This is a genomic window from Verrucosispora sp. WMMD703, assembly GCF_049178935.1.
In the GTDB taxonomy this organism is placed as follows: Bacteria; Actinomycetota; Actinomycetes; order Mycobacteriales; family Micromonosporaceae; genus Micromonospora; species Micromonospora sediminimaris.
Map to the genome: position 1 here is coordinate 210,481 of NZ_JBMHMM010000004.1, position 13,706 is coordinate 224,186.

The window sequence follows — 13,706 nt, forward strand, 5'->3', positions numbered from 1 at the left end:
AATCGCATACGTAGATGTCGGTAGGTATTGACTGCCGCTGGCAGTAACCTTCATCCTTATAGGCAAATCGGCACTTTGTTTCATACTCACTGGCCAGTGAGCTAGAGCCGGGGGCGGCGTCTACGCGCCCTGAAAAGACAACCAGCATGGGATAGTCAAGTCATGAAGTGGACACGCCGGTCGGGGCGTGGGTGGCGAGCAACCTCGATCGCATCGCCGATGTGAACGACTGGCGGCAGGACTGCTGTTGCGTTGCGGAAATCGGACTGGAGGCGACCGAACTGCTCGGCGTCATTCTGCTCAACGTCACCCCAGCAGGATGGGGTGGTCCGCCATCGCGGACCGTCCCATCCTGCTGGACGCTCGAAGGAACGGCCGCAGGACGCTACGCCACGTCCCAGCGATCCAGTTGATCTACCTGTTCGCGAGTCGCATGCGGACGTCCTGTTCTCGCAGCCCGCGGTGAGCCAAGCCAACGGTCGGTTCGTTCACGCTTCGCGCGTCTTGGCTCGTTGGTTTGCGATCCCCAGCCAGACGGTCGCGCCCAGGCAGGTGGTGGTGAGCAGGAGAAGGAGCACCAGAGTCGGGTTCACCCATGCCGGCACCAGGTCGTAGGTGGCGTTGCACTTGTTGCGCAGGGGGAACCATCGCGACGGTTCCTGCCAATGGGTGGAACGGTAGGCGTCGTCATAGGTGGCACCGGCCGCGCGGCAGGACTCTTCCGCGTCCAGGGAGGAACCCGGAAAGGCGCCGATGAACCAGGTGACCACGGTAGCGACGGCGCAAAGCGCGGCTGTTGCGAGGAACCAGCCGGGGGTTTTCCACCGGCCGGCGAGCAGCGGTCTGCCCCACAGCCACAGCACGAGGAGGGCGGGTGCAGCGACCAGGAGAGAGCAGGCGATGAGCGACATGGTTCCGGTGCTAAGCGAATGTGTACGGGGTCAGGTACCGCGGTAGCAGGATCTTGGTGCGCGGTGCGGCTTCGCGTACGGCGGCGAGGAACGCGTCGAGCCGTTTCTGGTCGCCGGGTGTAGTCGTCGGCGGGTTGGTCAGCGGGACCTCGAAGTTGTCCCAGTGCACCGGCACGATGGTCGCCGGCCGGCCGAGCGCCGAGAGCAGGCGCGGCACGTAGGTGTGGGTGACGTCGGTGCTCGGCACGGCGACCATGGCGACGTCGGGGCTCAGGCCGGTGAGGTTGCGTTCGACGAAGTCGCTCGCGCCCATGAAGAACACCGACGGCCCGCCCTTGACGGTGACCTGGTAGGCGAGTGTGTCGCCCTCGGGGAGGTCTGCGATCGTGGCCGGCTTGTCGGGCACCGCCGTGCGGACACCGGGGAAGGCCATCGAATAGGAGGCGTTGCGGCTGTGCAGCGCCGCGACCACCTCGACTGTGTACTCGCCGAAGTCGAGCACCTCGCCGCCCTTGACCGGGCTGAGCTGGGAGGACGGCAGGCCACCGGCCAGCCCCAGGTGGTACGCGGTGAGGGTGCCGAACACGCGGGCGCCGGACCGCTGTGCGATGTGTGGTACGTCGTTGTAGTGGTCCCAGTGGGTGTGAGTCACCAGGATCGCCTGCGGGGTGCCGGGATGGTCGGCGATGCGCTCGACGTCGACGGTCAGCGGGGTGTCAGGGTTGAACTGCCCGTCGAACAGCCCGGTGCGGAAACGGCTCAAATACGGGTCGATCAGCAGGGTCTTCGCCCCGAGGTCGACCCGCCACCCGGAGGTGCCGAGCCAGCGGAACGTCGCCGGCACGCCACGTGGTGGACGGCGGCGGGGAGCGGCGGTCGCGGTAGCCGGCGGCACGGTGGTACCGGCCACGGTGCCCAGGGCGGCGCCGGCGGTGGTACCCAGGAATCGGCGGCGGCTCAGTGGTGGTTCGGTCATGACGCGCAGCCAACCATCGCGCCAGGCTCGGCGTCCAAGACCATCCTGCGCGAGGGTGATACGCGAGCGCGTATCGCCCCAGCAGGGCGGCTCACCACAGCGGCGGCCGAGATGTCGATCACATCGTCCGTAGCGCTTCGATGGCCGCCCGGGCCGCCTCGCCCATCGCCAGGTCAATGTCGATCCGTCGGGTGGTCAGCCGCTGGGTCTGCGCGAAGACCGCGACCGCGTAGCGGCCGCCGTCGGGATACTCCGCCACCCCGGCCTCGATGTGCAGCCCGGGTAGCGTGCCGGTCTTGGCGGCCACCCGGACCTCGGGCGGGAAGCCGGATGGCAGCCGGGTCCAGAACAGTTGCCGCGCCATCAGGTCACGCACCATCGCGCAGGCGGCGGGCGGGCCGGCCTCGTCCCGCCAGATCAGGGTCAGCAGCCGGGTGATCTCCCGTGCGGTGCTGGAGGTGGTGTGGGCGGGGTCGAAGACCCGCATGGCCCGTATCCGCTCCTCGGGCAGGGCGGCGAAAGCGCGGGCGAACTCGGTCGCGTCCCGCGCGCCGACATCGGCGAACATCGACTCCAGCAACTGCCGGGGGCCTCCGACAACCCGGGTGCGGGTGAGCCCCAACTCGCCTGCGAGCAGCGGGAGAAGATCCGGGCCGACCCGGCGCAGAAGCAGATCGGCCGCTGTGTTGTCACTGACCGACATGGCGAAGTACGCCAGGTCGCGCAGGGACAGCTGCACATCGTCGGCGCAGCCGGCGGTGCCCCAGCCGCCGAGCCGGTCCTCAGCGCGCACCAGCACCCGTTCGGTGGGGTCGAGCTGCCCGGCCGCGGCCTGTCGCGCGAACTCCAGCACCAGAAGGATCTTGAACACGGATGCGATCACGACCTGTTCGTCCGCGCGCGTCCCGACCTCGCGGCCGCTGTCGATGTCGACCGCGTGCAGGCGCGCGTCGACGCCCACCTTGTCGAAGATCTCCCCCGCCAGCACGGCCGCCACCCTAGTACGCCTATCGTCGGGGCGTGGATCTCTTCCGGCACCTGCGCTACTTCACGGTGGTGGCAGAAGAGCTGCACTTCGGCCGGGCTGCCGAGCGGCTGGGCATCGCGCAACCCCCGCTGAGCCAGTCGATCCAGCGGCTGGAGCGGGAGCTGGGCATCCAGCTGATCGACCGGTCCCGCCGCCAGGTCGACCTTACCCCCGCCGGCCGGCTGCTGCTCGACGAGGCGCGCGCCCTGCTCGTCGGCGAGCAACGGATGCGCACCCTCATGCGGATGGTGCACGATGGCACGCTGGGCACGCTGCGCGCCGGCGTGCCGCCGGAGACACCCGCGGTGACCCTCCAGGCGTTACTACGGCGCCTTGCCGACCAGATACCCGGCCTCGACGTCGATTTGCAGGAGCTGACCACCGGCGAGCAGCTGCGGATGCTCGCCGAAGCCCGGCTCGACATCGGGTTGATCCATCACCCGGTCGATGCCCCCGACCTGCGATTCGGGCCAACCGCACAGGTACGGCTCGGCGTGGTCCTGCCGCGCGCCTCGCCGCTGGCCGCGGCAACCGAGCTCGCCCTCGCCGACCTCGCCGGTCACGACCTCGTCCTGCCCCCGCGCCCCACCGCACCGGGCTGGCACGATCATGTCCTGGACGTGTGCCGCCACCACGGCTACACGCCGGCACGCATCCGGCATGCCCGCAATCCCGAGTTCCTGCTGGGCCTGGTGCTCGCCGGCCACGGCGTCGCATTCGAACCGGAGAACGCCGCTCGACGCGAACCACGTGTGGTCTGGCGTCCTCTCACCGGTCACCCACTGCACAAGACGACCGCCGCAGCGTGGGCGGCGCAGTCACCGCATCCCGCAGCCGAGCGGTTCGCCGAGATCGCCGCCGAGACGCTGGACGAAACGGCGCCACCGCCGATTACCGTCCCGGCGCCGGACGCGGCACGCCCCTGGAGCATCGTGTACGCCGCCCGCACGGCCGGCACCGGTGAATAAGCAATGGCCCGCCCCGCTCCGTCATGGCTGACAGGCCCGTCCCGCAGGGGAGTCAGGCCACTGCGGGCGTCCGGGCAGCGGGCCCGCTAGGAGACTCGCCGGAAGACGCCGACGATGCGGCAGCAATAACGTCATCCAGCACCTCGCGGGTGCGCCGCATCTCGGTAATCTGCCGGTCGATCCTGTCTCGTTCGGCCTGCAAATGCTCGACGAGCAGAGGGGTGGCCCGTTCGCTGGGACCGCCATCGGAATCACGCATGCAGGGCAGGAGATCCCTGACCTTGGAGCTGTTGAGACCGGCGGCGAACAATTCCTGGATCCGAATGACCCTGTCGATCGCTGCCTCCGGATACGTCCGGTGCCCACCCGATGTCCGCCCTGTGGGCAGGAGGCCCTGGTCGTCGTAGTACCGCAGCGAGCGGATGCTCACCCCCGTACGCTCTGACAGTTCCCCGATCCGCATGTGAGTCTCCGCTCCTTGACAGGTGGTGGACCTCGGCGCTCAACGGTCACGGCGGGCGCTGACTTGATTCTCCCACCCATGGGAGGTTTCACCATTGGCGGCGTGACCACTACTGACCCCATCCCGCCGGTGACAACTGACCGTCTTCCGCTCTCTCCGCTGCTCGCCTTGAGCACGGCCGTGTTCATCACCACCCTGACGGAGACGCTCCCTGCCGGGCTCCTCACCCCGATGAGCGCCGGCTTCGGCGTGAGCGACTCCGCCATGGGCCAAACGATCACCATCTACGCGGTCGGCACGGTTCTCACGGCCGTCCCGCTGAGCACGGTCACTGCGCACTGGAGGCGCAAGCGACTCCTGCTCGCGGCCATGGTGGGCTTCCTGGCGGCCAACACCCTCACCGCCCTGGCTCCCAGTTACGCCCTCAGCATGACCGGGAGGTTCCTCGCCGGCGTGGCGGCCGGCGTGGCCTGGGCTCTGCTGGCGGGCTACGCGCGCCGGCTCGCCCCGCCTCATTTGGCGGGTCGTGCGATCGCCGTCGCCATGACGGGGATCCCTCTCGCCCTGTCTCTCGGGGTTCCGCTGGGCACCTTCATCGGCCAGGTGTTGAGCTGGCGAGCAGCGTTCGGTCTCATGAGCGTGCTCACCGTGCTCGTCATCGTCTGGATCATCGCCAGTCTTGCGGACTTCCCCGGCGTGTCCCGCGGCCCTTCATCAGAAGCCAGGCGTCCGTCGATGCTGGCGGCCGCCAGCGTTCCCGGCGTCGCGGCCGTCCTCGCCGTCACCCTGGTGTTCGTCCTAGCCCACACGATCAACTACACGTACATCGCTACCTATCTCGACAATGCGGGCATGGCGGACAGCACGGATCTGGCCCTGCTCGTCTTCGGTCTCGCGTGCCTGGTCAGCATCTGGTTCGTCGGCCGACGTGTCGACCGGAGCCTCCGGCAGCTCACCACCGGTAGTGTCGCCCTGGTCGCCGGTGCCGCTGTGGTGTTCGCGGTCGCCGATTCGCCGGTAGCCATCTATGCGGCTGCGGCCATCTGGGGTCTGGGCTGGGGTGGTGTTCCGACCCTCCTCCAGACTGCGGGCGCGCGGGCGGGCAGTCGCCACAGCACCGTCGCCGCCGAGGGGGCCCAAGCGATGCTGGTCACTCTGTGGAACGCCGCCATGGCGATCGGGGGGAGCGCCGGAGGCATCATTCTCTCAGTGGGAGGTGTCGTCGCTCTGCCGGCCGCCACGGCCCTGCTGAGCCTCCCTGCGCTGCTCGTCGTCGTCATGGCTCGCGGGCACGCTTTCCCGGACGCTGTCGCCGTGTCCGCGAGTCCCGCCGACGAGACGAGGTCGACGGCACCGCTTGGCTAGCGATCCTGGTGGTCGGCTGCCGCGGTCAGCTCCCTGCCGCGACAGGCTGCCTGGAAAGCCGCTGACCAGTCGTGTGGTTCCGGCGCTCGGCAGACGGGCGGATACAGGCCCGGGGCCACGGTGGAGGCAGGACTGACGACTGACGGGACGCACTCCGCCGGGCGAGGCCAATCCGACGCCACGCAGGCCGCGGACCGGCCTTGCCCGGAGTGGTCAGTCGCGTACCCGGGAAATCGTCGCGGCTGGGCTGAAAGCCCGGAGCGATCCCCGGACGGTCATTGATCGGCGCACCACATCCAAAACATCCGGTCGTTGCGACCGTCATCGTGCACCCTGAACGAGACCTTCTGACCGGTGACGTCCTTGTCGACACCGGGGACGTTCACGCACCCCTCGGTGATGACGCCGGTGGCGGTCGCCACCTCACCGGCCGCCGTCAGGCAGGTGATGCTCCCCTCGAACTCGCCGACAACCTCATTGGTCGCAGCCCTGCCATAGAACACCTTGAACGTTGCGCCGCCAGCCGCGCGTGACGAGGACCCCAGCACAAGGGCGGAAACGACCGTCACGAACGAGAACGCCTGCTTGCTGATCCCCATGCTGGCTCTTTGGATGTTCCGCGCGACCTTGCCTGATGGGCGGTGACGTTCTGGTTTCTGGCAGGACCGGCGACACCGCGCTCGTACCCTGATCGAGAGCTGTCGGATGCGCCTGGCCGGCGAGGCAGCCGGTCAATCCGGCCGAAGCCACCGCCGGGGCGGCCCGTGCTGCGGATTACCCCCGCGAACAGGACACCACCCCGGCCAGCGACACATCTTCGTCAGCCGGCAAAGGGCTCAAGGACGAAGCGGCCCCACGCGATGAAGGCCGCAAGCAACAAATAGACCAAGTTCAGCATTACCAACTTGGGCTGACCAAAGCGGGCATGGGTGATCATCGCGCCGACCATGAGCAAGATCCAGCAGACGGCGGTCACCGGCACCATGAACGGCGCGATGTCGAGCACGGCGGGCAGGATCAGGCCAACCGCAGCCAGGAGTTCGAGGACCCCGAGAGTCTTGACGAAGCCGACGCTGGCGTGTCCGGTCCACTCCCCCCCACTGTGCGCAGCCAGTTTCTCCTTGGGTACGAATGTCTTGCTGATTCCGCCGGCTAGGGCGACTGCTGCCAACAGTCCGGCAGCAATCCAAAGGGCGAGGTTCATCCGGTCTCTCCTTGCCAGGTGTAAGCGACTCCGATGTCCTGGAAGCCGTCCGGCACGATGGATCTCCAATGGGCACCCTCGGTAGCCGTTCGAGGTGAGATCGCCGATGCGTGACCAAGAGGGCAGGCCCTCCGTTTCGTTTCCAGGGGCTCAGCCTCAAGACACCGCGGGACTGATCCTTCTGACAGGGTGTGAGGCAGACAACTGCACCGGCGTGGGCGCCAACACGCGGAGTCATCACGGGCGGAGCGGATGCTCCGGGGAACGCGGAGAACAGGTCCCCTCAGTGCAGGCCACTGCCCCGGTTCATCGGATGCCGCGACGCGGACAAGTTGAGCGAGAGGGCCCGGCGTGGAGGTACAGCAGCGGCAGAAAGGCCAGCTAGCCCGAAGTGGTGTTGCGGCGGATCGGCAAGCTGTGGCAGCTGCCATCGTCGGGGTCGGCGATGGTGCCGTCGTCGAGCCGAGCCCCGCCGTAGTAGCGGTGGCCCGTCGAGCCGACGCCGGCCGATTGGCGCTGCCAGGCCGGTGGCGGGCAGGTCGCCGGCGTCGCCCAGGAACCGCCCGACCTGGCTGTTCTCGATCCGCTCAGCCGTGCCCGGGTACTGCCGCTGCGCCCCGACCGTGTGAATGCCCTCCTTCGCCTCGCCGGTATCGGCGGCCGTGTCTGGCTAGAGTAGGCCGAGCTTCTCGTCCGGAAAGTTCTCCCAAGCCAAACGTTCCGCAGGATACGGGTCATCCACTAGCTGCGGACGGTAGTCGAGAAGCATCGTATGTCGCCTCATCCCGTAGGTCGGCCAACGCCCGGTCCGGCTGTTCGAGGGGTTGCCGGTGCGGGCGAAGGCAAGCCAGGCGTCCTGGATGCTGGCAGACAGCGCGTCGATCGCCGGGCCGGTGCCGTTGAAACGCTGGTCGTAGGTGCCGAACACGAGTCCCAGGTCGAGCGCGTGGCAGCAGCCCAACAGGCCGTCCAGGACCGGGGCCGGATAGATGCCGAGGAAGTGGTAGGCGGGAACACGGTGCTGCTGCTTGGCCTCGACGATGCGTAACGTCGGCATCCGAACCGCCCGGTCACCCTCGATCGCCATGTGCAGGTCCAGGGGGCTGGTCCAGCCATGTCCTCGGGCGGCCAGCAACGGACGGTACGTGTCAATCAGCGGCCGGACATGCTCGCCGGGGATGAGGATCCCCAGTCGTTGGACGAGTTGTTCCTCGGACATCGGGGGCAGCGCACCGTGCCCCATGGCCAGCCGGTGCTCGTCGAGCTGCGATCCGGCGAGCAGCGAGACATCGGAGGAGGCACCGTTGCGGATAGCGTCAATGGGCCGCTCGAGCAGGTTGACTCCGTCGATGACGGGAAGGTAATGCATTGCGCCGAGGTGTGGATCGACCTCCGCCATGTGCTGCACGATGGCCGACGACGCCTCGACCATCCGTTGCGGCGTGAGCGCCCTGATCGCCGCCACGTCACTCGGCCTGATGTTGAGGGATTTGAGGTAGATATCCGCTATGAGCGTCGCCCGTTCCACGGTCTGCGCGGTGTGTCCGGCGCCGCTCTGCAGGATCACGCGACGAAACAGGCCCTTGGCAGGCGGGGAGGCCATCAGGAACGTGCAGTCAACCGAGCCGGCCGACTGGCCGAAGACCGTGATGTTGTCCGGGTCTCCGCCGAACGAGCGGGCGTTTTCTCGCACCCACTGAAGCGCGGCGATCAGATCGAGTCGGCCTTCGTTGCCGGTTGACGGGATCCGACCCCCGGTCACCTCGCTGAGGTTGAGATAGCCGAGCGCGCCGAGCCGGAAGTTGACCGTCACGACGACGACGTCCCCACGGCGGGCCAGCGAGCTGCCGTCATAGTTGGGCTGTCCGCCGGAACCGTACTCGTACCCGCCGCCATGGATCCAGAACATGATGGGCCGGCAGGCCCTGTCCAAACCTGGTGTCCAGACGTTGAGGAACAGGCAGTCTTCGCTGCGTTCGCCGGGCACTGTCAGGTACGCCGCGGAGAACTCGGTGGGCGGCTGCCCGTGCTGCGGCGCGACCGCGCCAAATGCCTTGGCTGGCCGTACGCCACGCCACCGCTTCTTCGGCTGCGGCGGCAGCCACCGCCGGGCCCCGACCGGAGGCTCGGCGTAGGGCACACCACGGAAGACGAAGAGCCCCGCTTCCTCCGACCCTTCCAGCTTGCCGCAGGTGGTGCGAACGATCGGATCGGTTAGGGATCCCGAATTCGGGGCCGCTGCGGCGGGGCGGCCCCAACTCGTCGTCAAGGGTAGGCCCAGACCAGCAGCGAGAAGTGCTCTCCGGTTGACACCGCTCGTCGGCGGCGACGTACGGGACTTCGGCGCGACGGAGTGTTCCCCCTCGACGGTGCGTGGGAGCGGTGTGCCGGTCGTTGCGGCCGCCCGGTGGAACGTAGCCATGCCGACCACCCTCGCCCCGGTTTCCCCGTCTTTCCAGGTCGATGTCCTGACACCGGACAGTGCTGTTCCTTGCCGAACCTCAGCAATGGACAGCGATCGTCCGAGACCCTTCCCGGTGGGTCGTGGGACTGCGTCATGGTTGTCTGGTCGGCGTCGGGTCTCGGGCGAATACGGTCTGGCTCAGGGATGGCGGTGCCCGTGGGGCTCGCACACGGGGTCGACGGACGCTTCGTCCTTCGACGCTCACCGCTGGCGGCGTCGTGCCCGCACCTGTGGCGTGGTCTGGTTCCGGGTGGGGGTTTTTACGGTTCGGCGGGCCAGTTGAGTAGACGAGCGCCGAGGACGGCGGCTTGCAGTGTGAAGCGTTGGGTGGGGTCGTCGGGGTCGTACCCGGTGAGGTGGCGGACCCGGTCGAGTCGGTAGGCGACGGTGCGGGCGCTGAGGTGTAGCTGTCGGGCGGTGGCTGTGGTGTTGCCGTGACAGGCGAAGAACGCGGTGAGGGTGTCCAGGATCGGTACGGCGCCGCCTCGCGCTTCGGTCAGTGGCGCGAGAACGGTGTGGACGAGGTCGGTGATGGCGGCGCGGTCGCGCAGGAGGACGGGGAAGACGAGCAGGTCCGCGGCGCGCAGGACGGGAGTGGTGAGGCCGAGTCGGTCGGCGAGTTGCAGGGTGTCGCGGGCTTCTTCGTACGACTGCTGGATGCCGCTTGGTCCTGGATGAGGGCGGCCGACACCGATCTGCCATCGGTTGTCGGTGCCGAGGGCGGTGAGGAGGTGGTGGGCGACTTCGCCGGTGGTGCCGCGAAGCGCTGCCGGGGTGATGCAGACCAGCAGGTCATCGTGGCTGGTGATCAGGATGTTCCGGCTACCGAACCGGGCGGCGAGTCCTGCCTCGACGCGGTCGAGCACCGGGTCGGTGAACGCGGTGGCCGCGCGGGCGACGATGACCTGGTGCCGGCTGGCGAGTTGGACCGCGAAGCGGTGGGCACGTTCGGCGAGCCGACCGGGGTGACCGTGGCCGTAGAGCAGATCGTCGATGAACTCGCGGCGGGCGGTGTGGTCGCGGCGGGCGGCGTGCAGGTGTGAACGTTCGTGTCCCTCTGCGGCGGCGTCGAGGAGGCGTCGGGCCGCCGCCCAGACGGCGGTGGTGGCGGCGCGGGCGGCGCTGGGGGTGGGGGCGTCGGCGAGGCCGGGCAGAGTGGGCAGGAGGGTCTCGGCGGCGTGCAGGTAACCGGCGGTGAGGGCACGCAGGGTGATGTTGAGGTCCGCAGCCCGCTCGCCATGCCGCCGGCACCTGTCGAGGTCGGCGCGTTGCGGGCGGCGGCCGGTCGCTGCGGCGGTGGCGAGGGCGTCGAGGTAACCGTGCAGCAGTTCGGTGGGCAGGCCGGGGGTGCCAAGGTCAGCTGTCGGGCTGGACGGCTCGTCACTCACACCTGGCTCCACAGCAAGAACTGTATGGTCACGGGCGGTTTCGCTTCGTCCGGTGCCGACGCGCGACCGACGGCACCGGACGAAACGTCAGACGGCGAGATCGCGTCGCTCGAACGCCGCGGCGGCCACGCCGACAAGGACGGCGATGGTGCCGGCCAGGACGAGGAGGTAGCCGACGTGGAAGCCGGTGTGTAGCGGGTCGGCACCGAGGTAGTAGTGGAACGGCGACAGCCACCGCAACGGTCGGATGGCGTCGAACTGGTTGCCGAGGGCATGCAACAGGTACGTGGCAACGGCGACGCTGCCGGTGGTGGCCAGCACCACGGGACGGCGTCCGACGAACGCGCTGACGGCCAGGGCGAGAGTGCCGAACCAGAGCCCGACCAACAGCAGGCCGAGGGACGCGGCGCTGATCCTGCTGACGCCGACGTTCATGTCCAACGCGGCGGCAAGGGCAAGGACCAACAGCCAGGCGACCGCGCTGACGGCAACGACGGCAGCGGCGAGGGCAGCGAAGCGTTGCAGGACGAACCGGCGGCGGCTGATCGGGTTGGCCAGCAGCAGATCGAGCACACCGGCATCCTCGGGCCCGGCAATCGCCCGGGTGCCGAACACGGTCGCTGCCATGATCAGCAGCAAGGGTACGAACACGGTGTAGATGACGGCCTGCAGATAGCCGGCGCCACTGTACAGATCCTGGAACCCCAGCGCGGTCTGCATCCCCTGCGGGATGCGCTCGGCAGCGGACTCGGCGGCGTCCGGATCGCCCTTGAACTGGGACCAGGACGAGACGTAGATGGTGACGAAGGCTCCGACACCGACCATCCAGCCGGCGACCGCTCGCCGGTAGTCGCGAAGGGACTTGCGGACCAGGCTGGGCATCACGACGTCGTCTCCTCGGACTGGTGGTAGTAGCTGAGGAAGGTCTCCTCCAGATCGGGTTCGGCGCTGATGAGGTCGACGACGGTGTGCCGGCCGAGTGCCTTGATCAGCGGGTCGAGTTGCCCGTCGACGGTGCAGCGCAGCACCGGTCCTTCGACGCTGACATCGGTGACGCCCGGCAGGCCGGTGAAGTCGGCCGCCACGGGCGGCTCGGCGAAGTGCACCTCGACCTGCCGGACGGCTCGTTTGCCCAGCGACTCGACCCGTTCGACGGCGACCAGCCGGCCGGCGCGGACGATGCCGACCCGGTCGGCCGCCGTCTGCACCTCGGCGAGTATGTGTGAGGACATGAACACCGTCTGCCCGTTCGCACGAGCCTCGCGCACCATCTCCAGGAACTCCTGCTGCATCAGCGGGTCCAGGCCGGTGGTCGGCTCGTCGAGGATCAGCAGTTCCGGCTCGTGCATGAACGCCTGCACCAGGCCGACCTTCTGTTTGTTGCCCTTCGACAGGCTGCGGATCCTGCGGGACAGGTCCAATTCCAGCCGCTCCGCCAGCTCCGCGATGCGTCGGCCCGAGACGCCGCCACGGGCGTCGCCGAAGAATCGCAGCAGCTCAGCCACCCGCTCCCGTCCCTCGAACGACAGCTCGCCAGGCAGGTAACCGATCCGGCGGCGGTTGTCGACGCCGCGCCGGGGGACGGTGCCGAGCACCGTGGCGGCGCCCCGGGTGGGACGGATGAAGTCCAGCAGCAGTCTGATCGTGGTCGTCTTCCCGGCCCCATTCGGACCGAGATAGCCGAACACCTCACCCGGCTGGACACGCAGATCGAGATCTTCCAATCCGCGGCGGTTGCCGTAGAACTTCGTCAGACCCTGGGTTTCGATCGCTGATGTCACGACACACCCCTTGTCTCGGTGGGGACGATGCGGAACAGCGACCCGTTGGCCTCGGCGGGCCCGCAGTGGAACTCAGCCATGCCGGGAAGCCTCATCCGCGCCATCGGGATATTCCAGATCGATGTCGTGACAGGTGCAGGGGCACTTCCTTGCCGAACTCCGGCAAAGACCACTGTCGACGATCCCCGTCGGCTCGGCACTGACGGACCGACCAGCGCGTTGATGGACCGCGTCCGAGCAAGAGTGAAGGACAAACGCGTGCTGGCGCTGGTGAAGGCGTTCCTCAAAGCCGGGATCCTCACCGAACTCGGTCACCGGCGCGACACGCACACCGGCACACCGCAGGGCGGCATCCTGTCTCCGCTACTGGCCAACATCGCGTTGTCGGTGCTCGACGAGCACCTAATGGCACCGTGGAAGCCGGGCGGGACGATGTCGACCAGCGGACGCCGCAACTACCGGCGTAGCCGAGGGTTGCCGACGTGGCGGCTGGTCCGTTACGCCGACGACTTCGTGGTCCTGGTCCACGGAACCCAGGACCACACGGCCGCATTGCGCGAGGACGTCGCCGCTGTGCTCGCACCGCTGGGCCTGCGCCTGTCGCCGACCAAGACGCGAATCGTGCACATGAGCGACGGGTTCGACTTCCTCGGCTTCCACATCCAGTGGCAGCGTAAGCGAGGCTCGAACCGCTGGTACGTGCACACGTTCATCGCCGCACGGCCGATCCGGTCATTGAAGGCGAAGATCCGCACACTGACCCGCAGGACATCGCAGCAGGACCTGAGATCCGTGCTGACCAGGCTCAACCAGGTCACGCACGGCTGGGCCAACTACTTCTGGCACTCCGTCGCCAAGCACACCTTCCACACCCTGGACCGGTTCGCCTGGCAACGGCTGATCACGATGCTCATGCATCGCCACCGCTGGAACTGGAAGGCCGTCCGCAGGCAATTCACCACGCCGACCGGCAGGTGGCTGACCATCACCGCGGACGGGACCGAGCACCAGCCGATCACGGACACCCCGGTGACCCGCTACCGGTAACGCACGATCCCCAACCCCTGGCCCGCACCCGACAACGCCTGACGACAGCAACCGTAGAGAGCCCGTTGCGCGGAAACGCGCACGGCGGGTTCGGCGAGCGGCCTGGAGAAAC

At 68.3% G+C, this 13,706-nt stretch carries 14 protein-coding genes; 4 read left to right on the plus strand and 10 right to left on the minus strand.

What is annotated here, in order from left to right:
* Positions 1 to 167 precede the first annotated feature (167 nt).
* Entirely contained in the window at positions 168 to 413 is a 246-nt protein-coding gene (locus tag ACN26Z_RS01510) for a hypothetical protein (protein ID WP_421459653.1), read from the plus strand.
* A 75-nt stretch (positions 414 to 488) separates the two neighbouring features.
* Here the strand turns inward: ACN26Z_RS01510 and ACN26Z_RS01515 are convergent, their stop codons facing one another.
* From ACN26Z_RS01515 to ACN26Z_RS01525, 3 genes are all read right to left on the minus strand, one after another.
* On the minus strand, positions 489 to 911 hold the full coding sequence (locus tag ACN26Z_RS01515) for a hypothetical protein (RefSeq protein WP_421459654.1): 423 nt from the start codon (positions 909 to 911) through the stop codon (positions 489 to 491).
* A gap of 10 nt (positions 912 to 921) precedes the next feature.
* Complete coding sequence (locus tag ACN26Z_RS01520) at positions 922 to 1,887, minus strand: MBL fold metallo-hydrolase (RefSeq protein WP_421459655.1); 966 nt, start codon at positions 1,885 to 1,887, stop codon at positions 922 to 924.
* Between the two features lie 118 nt (positions 1,888 to 2,005).
* Complete coding sequence (locus tag ACN26Z_RS01525) at positions 2,006 to 2,875, minus strand: serine hydrolase (protein WP_421459656.1); 870 nt, start codon at positions 2,873 to 2,875, stop codon at positions 2,006 to 2,008.
* Between the two features lie 32 nt (positions 2,876 to 2,907).
* On the opposite strand from ACN26Z_RS01525, the gene ACN26Z_RS01530 reads away from it, so the two are divergent.
* Positions 2,908 to 3,882 (plus strand): LysR family transcriptional regulator, encoded by a 975-nt coding sequence (locus tag ACN26Z_RS01530; protein WP_421459657.1) that lies wholly within the window; start codon positions 2,908 to 2,910, stop codon positions 3,880 to 3,882.
* A 52-nt stretch (positions 3,883 to 3,934) separates the two neighbouring features.
* On the opposite strand, the gene ACN26Z_RS01535 is transcribed toward ACN26Z_RS01530, so the two are convergent.
* Positions 3,935 to 4,345, minus strand: a complete 411-nt coding sequence (locus tag ACN26Z_RS01535; RefSeq protein ID WP_421459658.1) for a MerR family transcriptional regulator — start codon at positions 4,343 to 4,345, stop codon at positions 3,935 to 3,937.
* A gap of 102 nt (positions 4,346 to 4,447) precedes the next feature.
* Here ACN26Z_RS01535 and ACN26Z_RS01540 point away from each other — a divergent pair, with 102 nt between their 5' ends.
* Complete coding sequence (locus ACN26Z_RS01540) at positions 4,448 to 5,710, plus strand: MFS transporter (protein ID WP_421459659.1); 1,263 nt, start codon at positions 4,448 to 4,450, stop codon at positions 5,708 to 5,710.
* A gap of 275 nt (positions 5,711 to 5,985) precedes the next feature.
* Here ACN26Z_RS01540 and ACN26Z_RS01545 read toward each other — a convergent pair whose 3' ends face one another.
* The 6 genes from ACN26Z_RS01545 to ACN26Z_RS01570 all read right to left on the minus strand — a co-directional run bounded on the left by ACN26Z_RS01545 (position 5,986) and on the right by ACN26Z_RS01570 (position 12,547).
* The gene (locus ACN26Z_RS01545; protein ID WP_421459660.1) at positions 5,986 to 6,309 is read right to left on the minus strand and encodes a hypothetical protein; all 324 of its coding nucleotides are present in this window, start codon (positions 6,307 to 6,309) and stop codon (positions 5,986 to 5,988) included.
* Between the two features lie 221 nt (positions 6,310 to 6,530).
* Complete coding sequence (locus tag ACN26Z_RS01550; protein ID WP_421459661.1) at positions 6,531 to 6,914, minus strand: DoxX family protein; 384 nt, start codon at positions 6,912 to 6,914, stop codon at positions 6,531 to 6,533.
* A gap of 670 nt (positions 6,915 to 7,584) precedes the next feature.
* Positions 7,585 to 9,336, minus strand: a complete 1,752-nt coding sequence (locus ACN26Z_RS01555; protein ID WP_421459662.1) for a carboxylesterase/lipase family protein — start codon at positions 9,334 to 9,336, stop codon at positions 7,585 to 7,587.
* A gap of 302 nt (positions 9,337 to 9,638) precedes the next feature.
* Positions 9,639 to 10,766 carry a PucR family transcriptional regulator gene (locus ACN26Z_RS01560; RefSeq protein WP_421459663.1) on the minus strand — a complete coding sequence of 376 codons (1,128 nt, stop codon included), beginning with the start codon at positions 10,764 to 10,766 and terminating at the stop codon, positions 9,639 to 9,641.
* Positions 10,767 to 10,853: 87 nt separating this feature from the next.
* Positions 10,854 to 11,648 (minus strand): ABC transporter permease subunit, encoded by a 795-nt coding sequence (locus ACN26Z_RS01565; RefSeq protein WP_421459664.1) that lies wholly within the window; start codon positions 11,646 to 11,648, stop codon positions 10,854 to 10,856.
* Positions 11,648 to 12,547: an ABC transporter ATP-binding protein gene (locus ACN26Z_RS01570; protein WP_421459665.1), complete on the minus strand. Its 900-nt coding sequence runs from the start codon at positions 12,545 to 12,547 to the stop codon at positions 11,648 to 11,650. Before ACN26Z_RS01570 ends, ACN26Z_RS01565 begins: the two co-directional genes overlap by 1 nt.
* 258 nt (positions 12,548 to 12,805) lie before the next feature.
* On the opposite strand from ACN26Z_RS01570, the gene ACN26Z_RS01575 reads away from it, so the two are divergent.
* The gene (locus ACN26Z_RS01575; RefSeq protein WP_421459666.1) at positions 12,806 to 13,594 is read left to right on the plus strand and encodes a group II intron maturase-specific domain-containing protein; all 789 of its coding nucleotides are present in this window, start codon (positions 12,806 to 12,808) and stop codon (positions 13,592 to 13,594) included.
* The last annotated feature ends 112 nt before the right edge of the window (positions 13,595 to 13,706 follow it).

What these genes read in the sequence shown, in the direction of transcription:
- ACN26Z_RS01515 (WP_421459654.1), bottom strand. Translation starts at nt 911, where the DNA reads ATGTCGCTCATCGCCTGCTCTCTCCTGGTCGCTGCACCCGCCCTCCTC.
- ACN26Z_RS01520 (WP_421459655.1), bottom strand. Translation starts at nt 1,887, where the DNA reads ATGACCGAACCACCACTGAGCCGCCGCCGATTCCTGGGTACCACCGCC.
- ACN26Z_RS01535 (WP_421459658.1), bottom strand. Translation starts at nt 4,345, where the DNA reads ATGCGGATCGGGGAACTGTCAGAGCGTACGGGGGTGAGCATCCGCTCG.
- ACN26Z_RS01545 (WP_421459660.1), bottom strand. Translation starts at nt 6,309, where the DNA reads ATGGGGATCAGCAAGCAGGCGTTCTCGTTCGTGACGGTCGTTTCCGCC.
- ACN26Z_RS01550 (WP_421459661.1), bottom strand. Translation starts at nt 6,914, where the DNA reads ATGAACCTCGCCCTTTGGATTGCTGCCGGACTGTTGGCAGCAGTCGCC.
- ACN26Z_RS01555 (WP_421459662.1), bottom strand. Translation starts at nt 9,336, where the DNA reads ATGGCTACGTTCCACCGGGCGGCCGCAACGACCGGCACACCGCTCCCA.
- ACN26Z_RS01565 (WP_421459664.1), bottom strand. Translation starts at nt 11,648, where the DNA reads ATGCCCAGCCTGGTCCGCAAGTCCCTTCGCGACTACCGGCGAGCGGTC.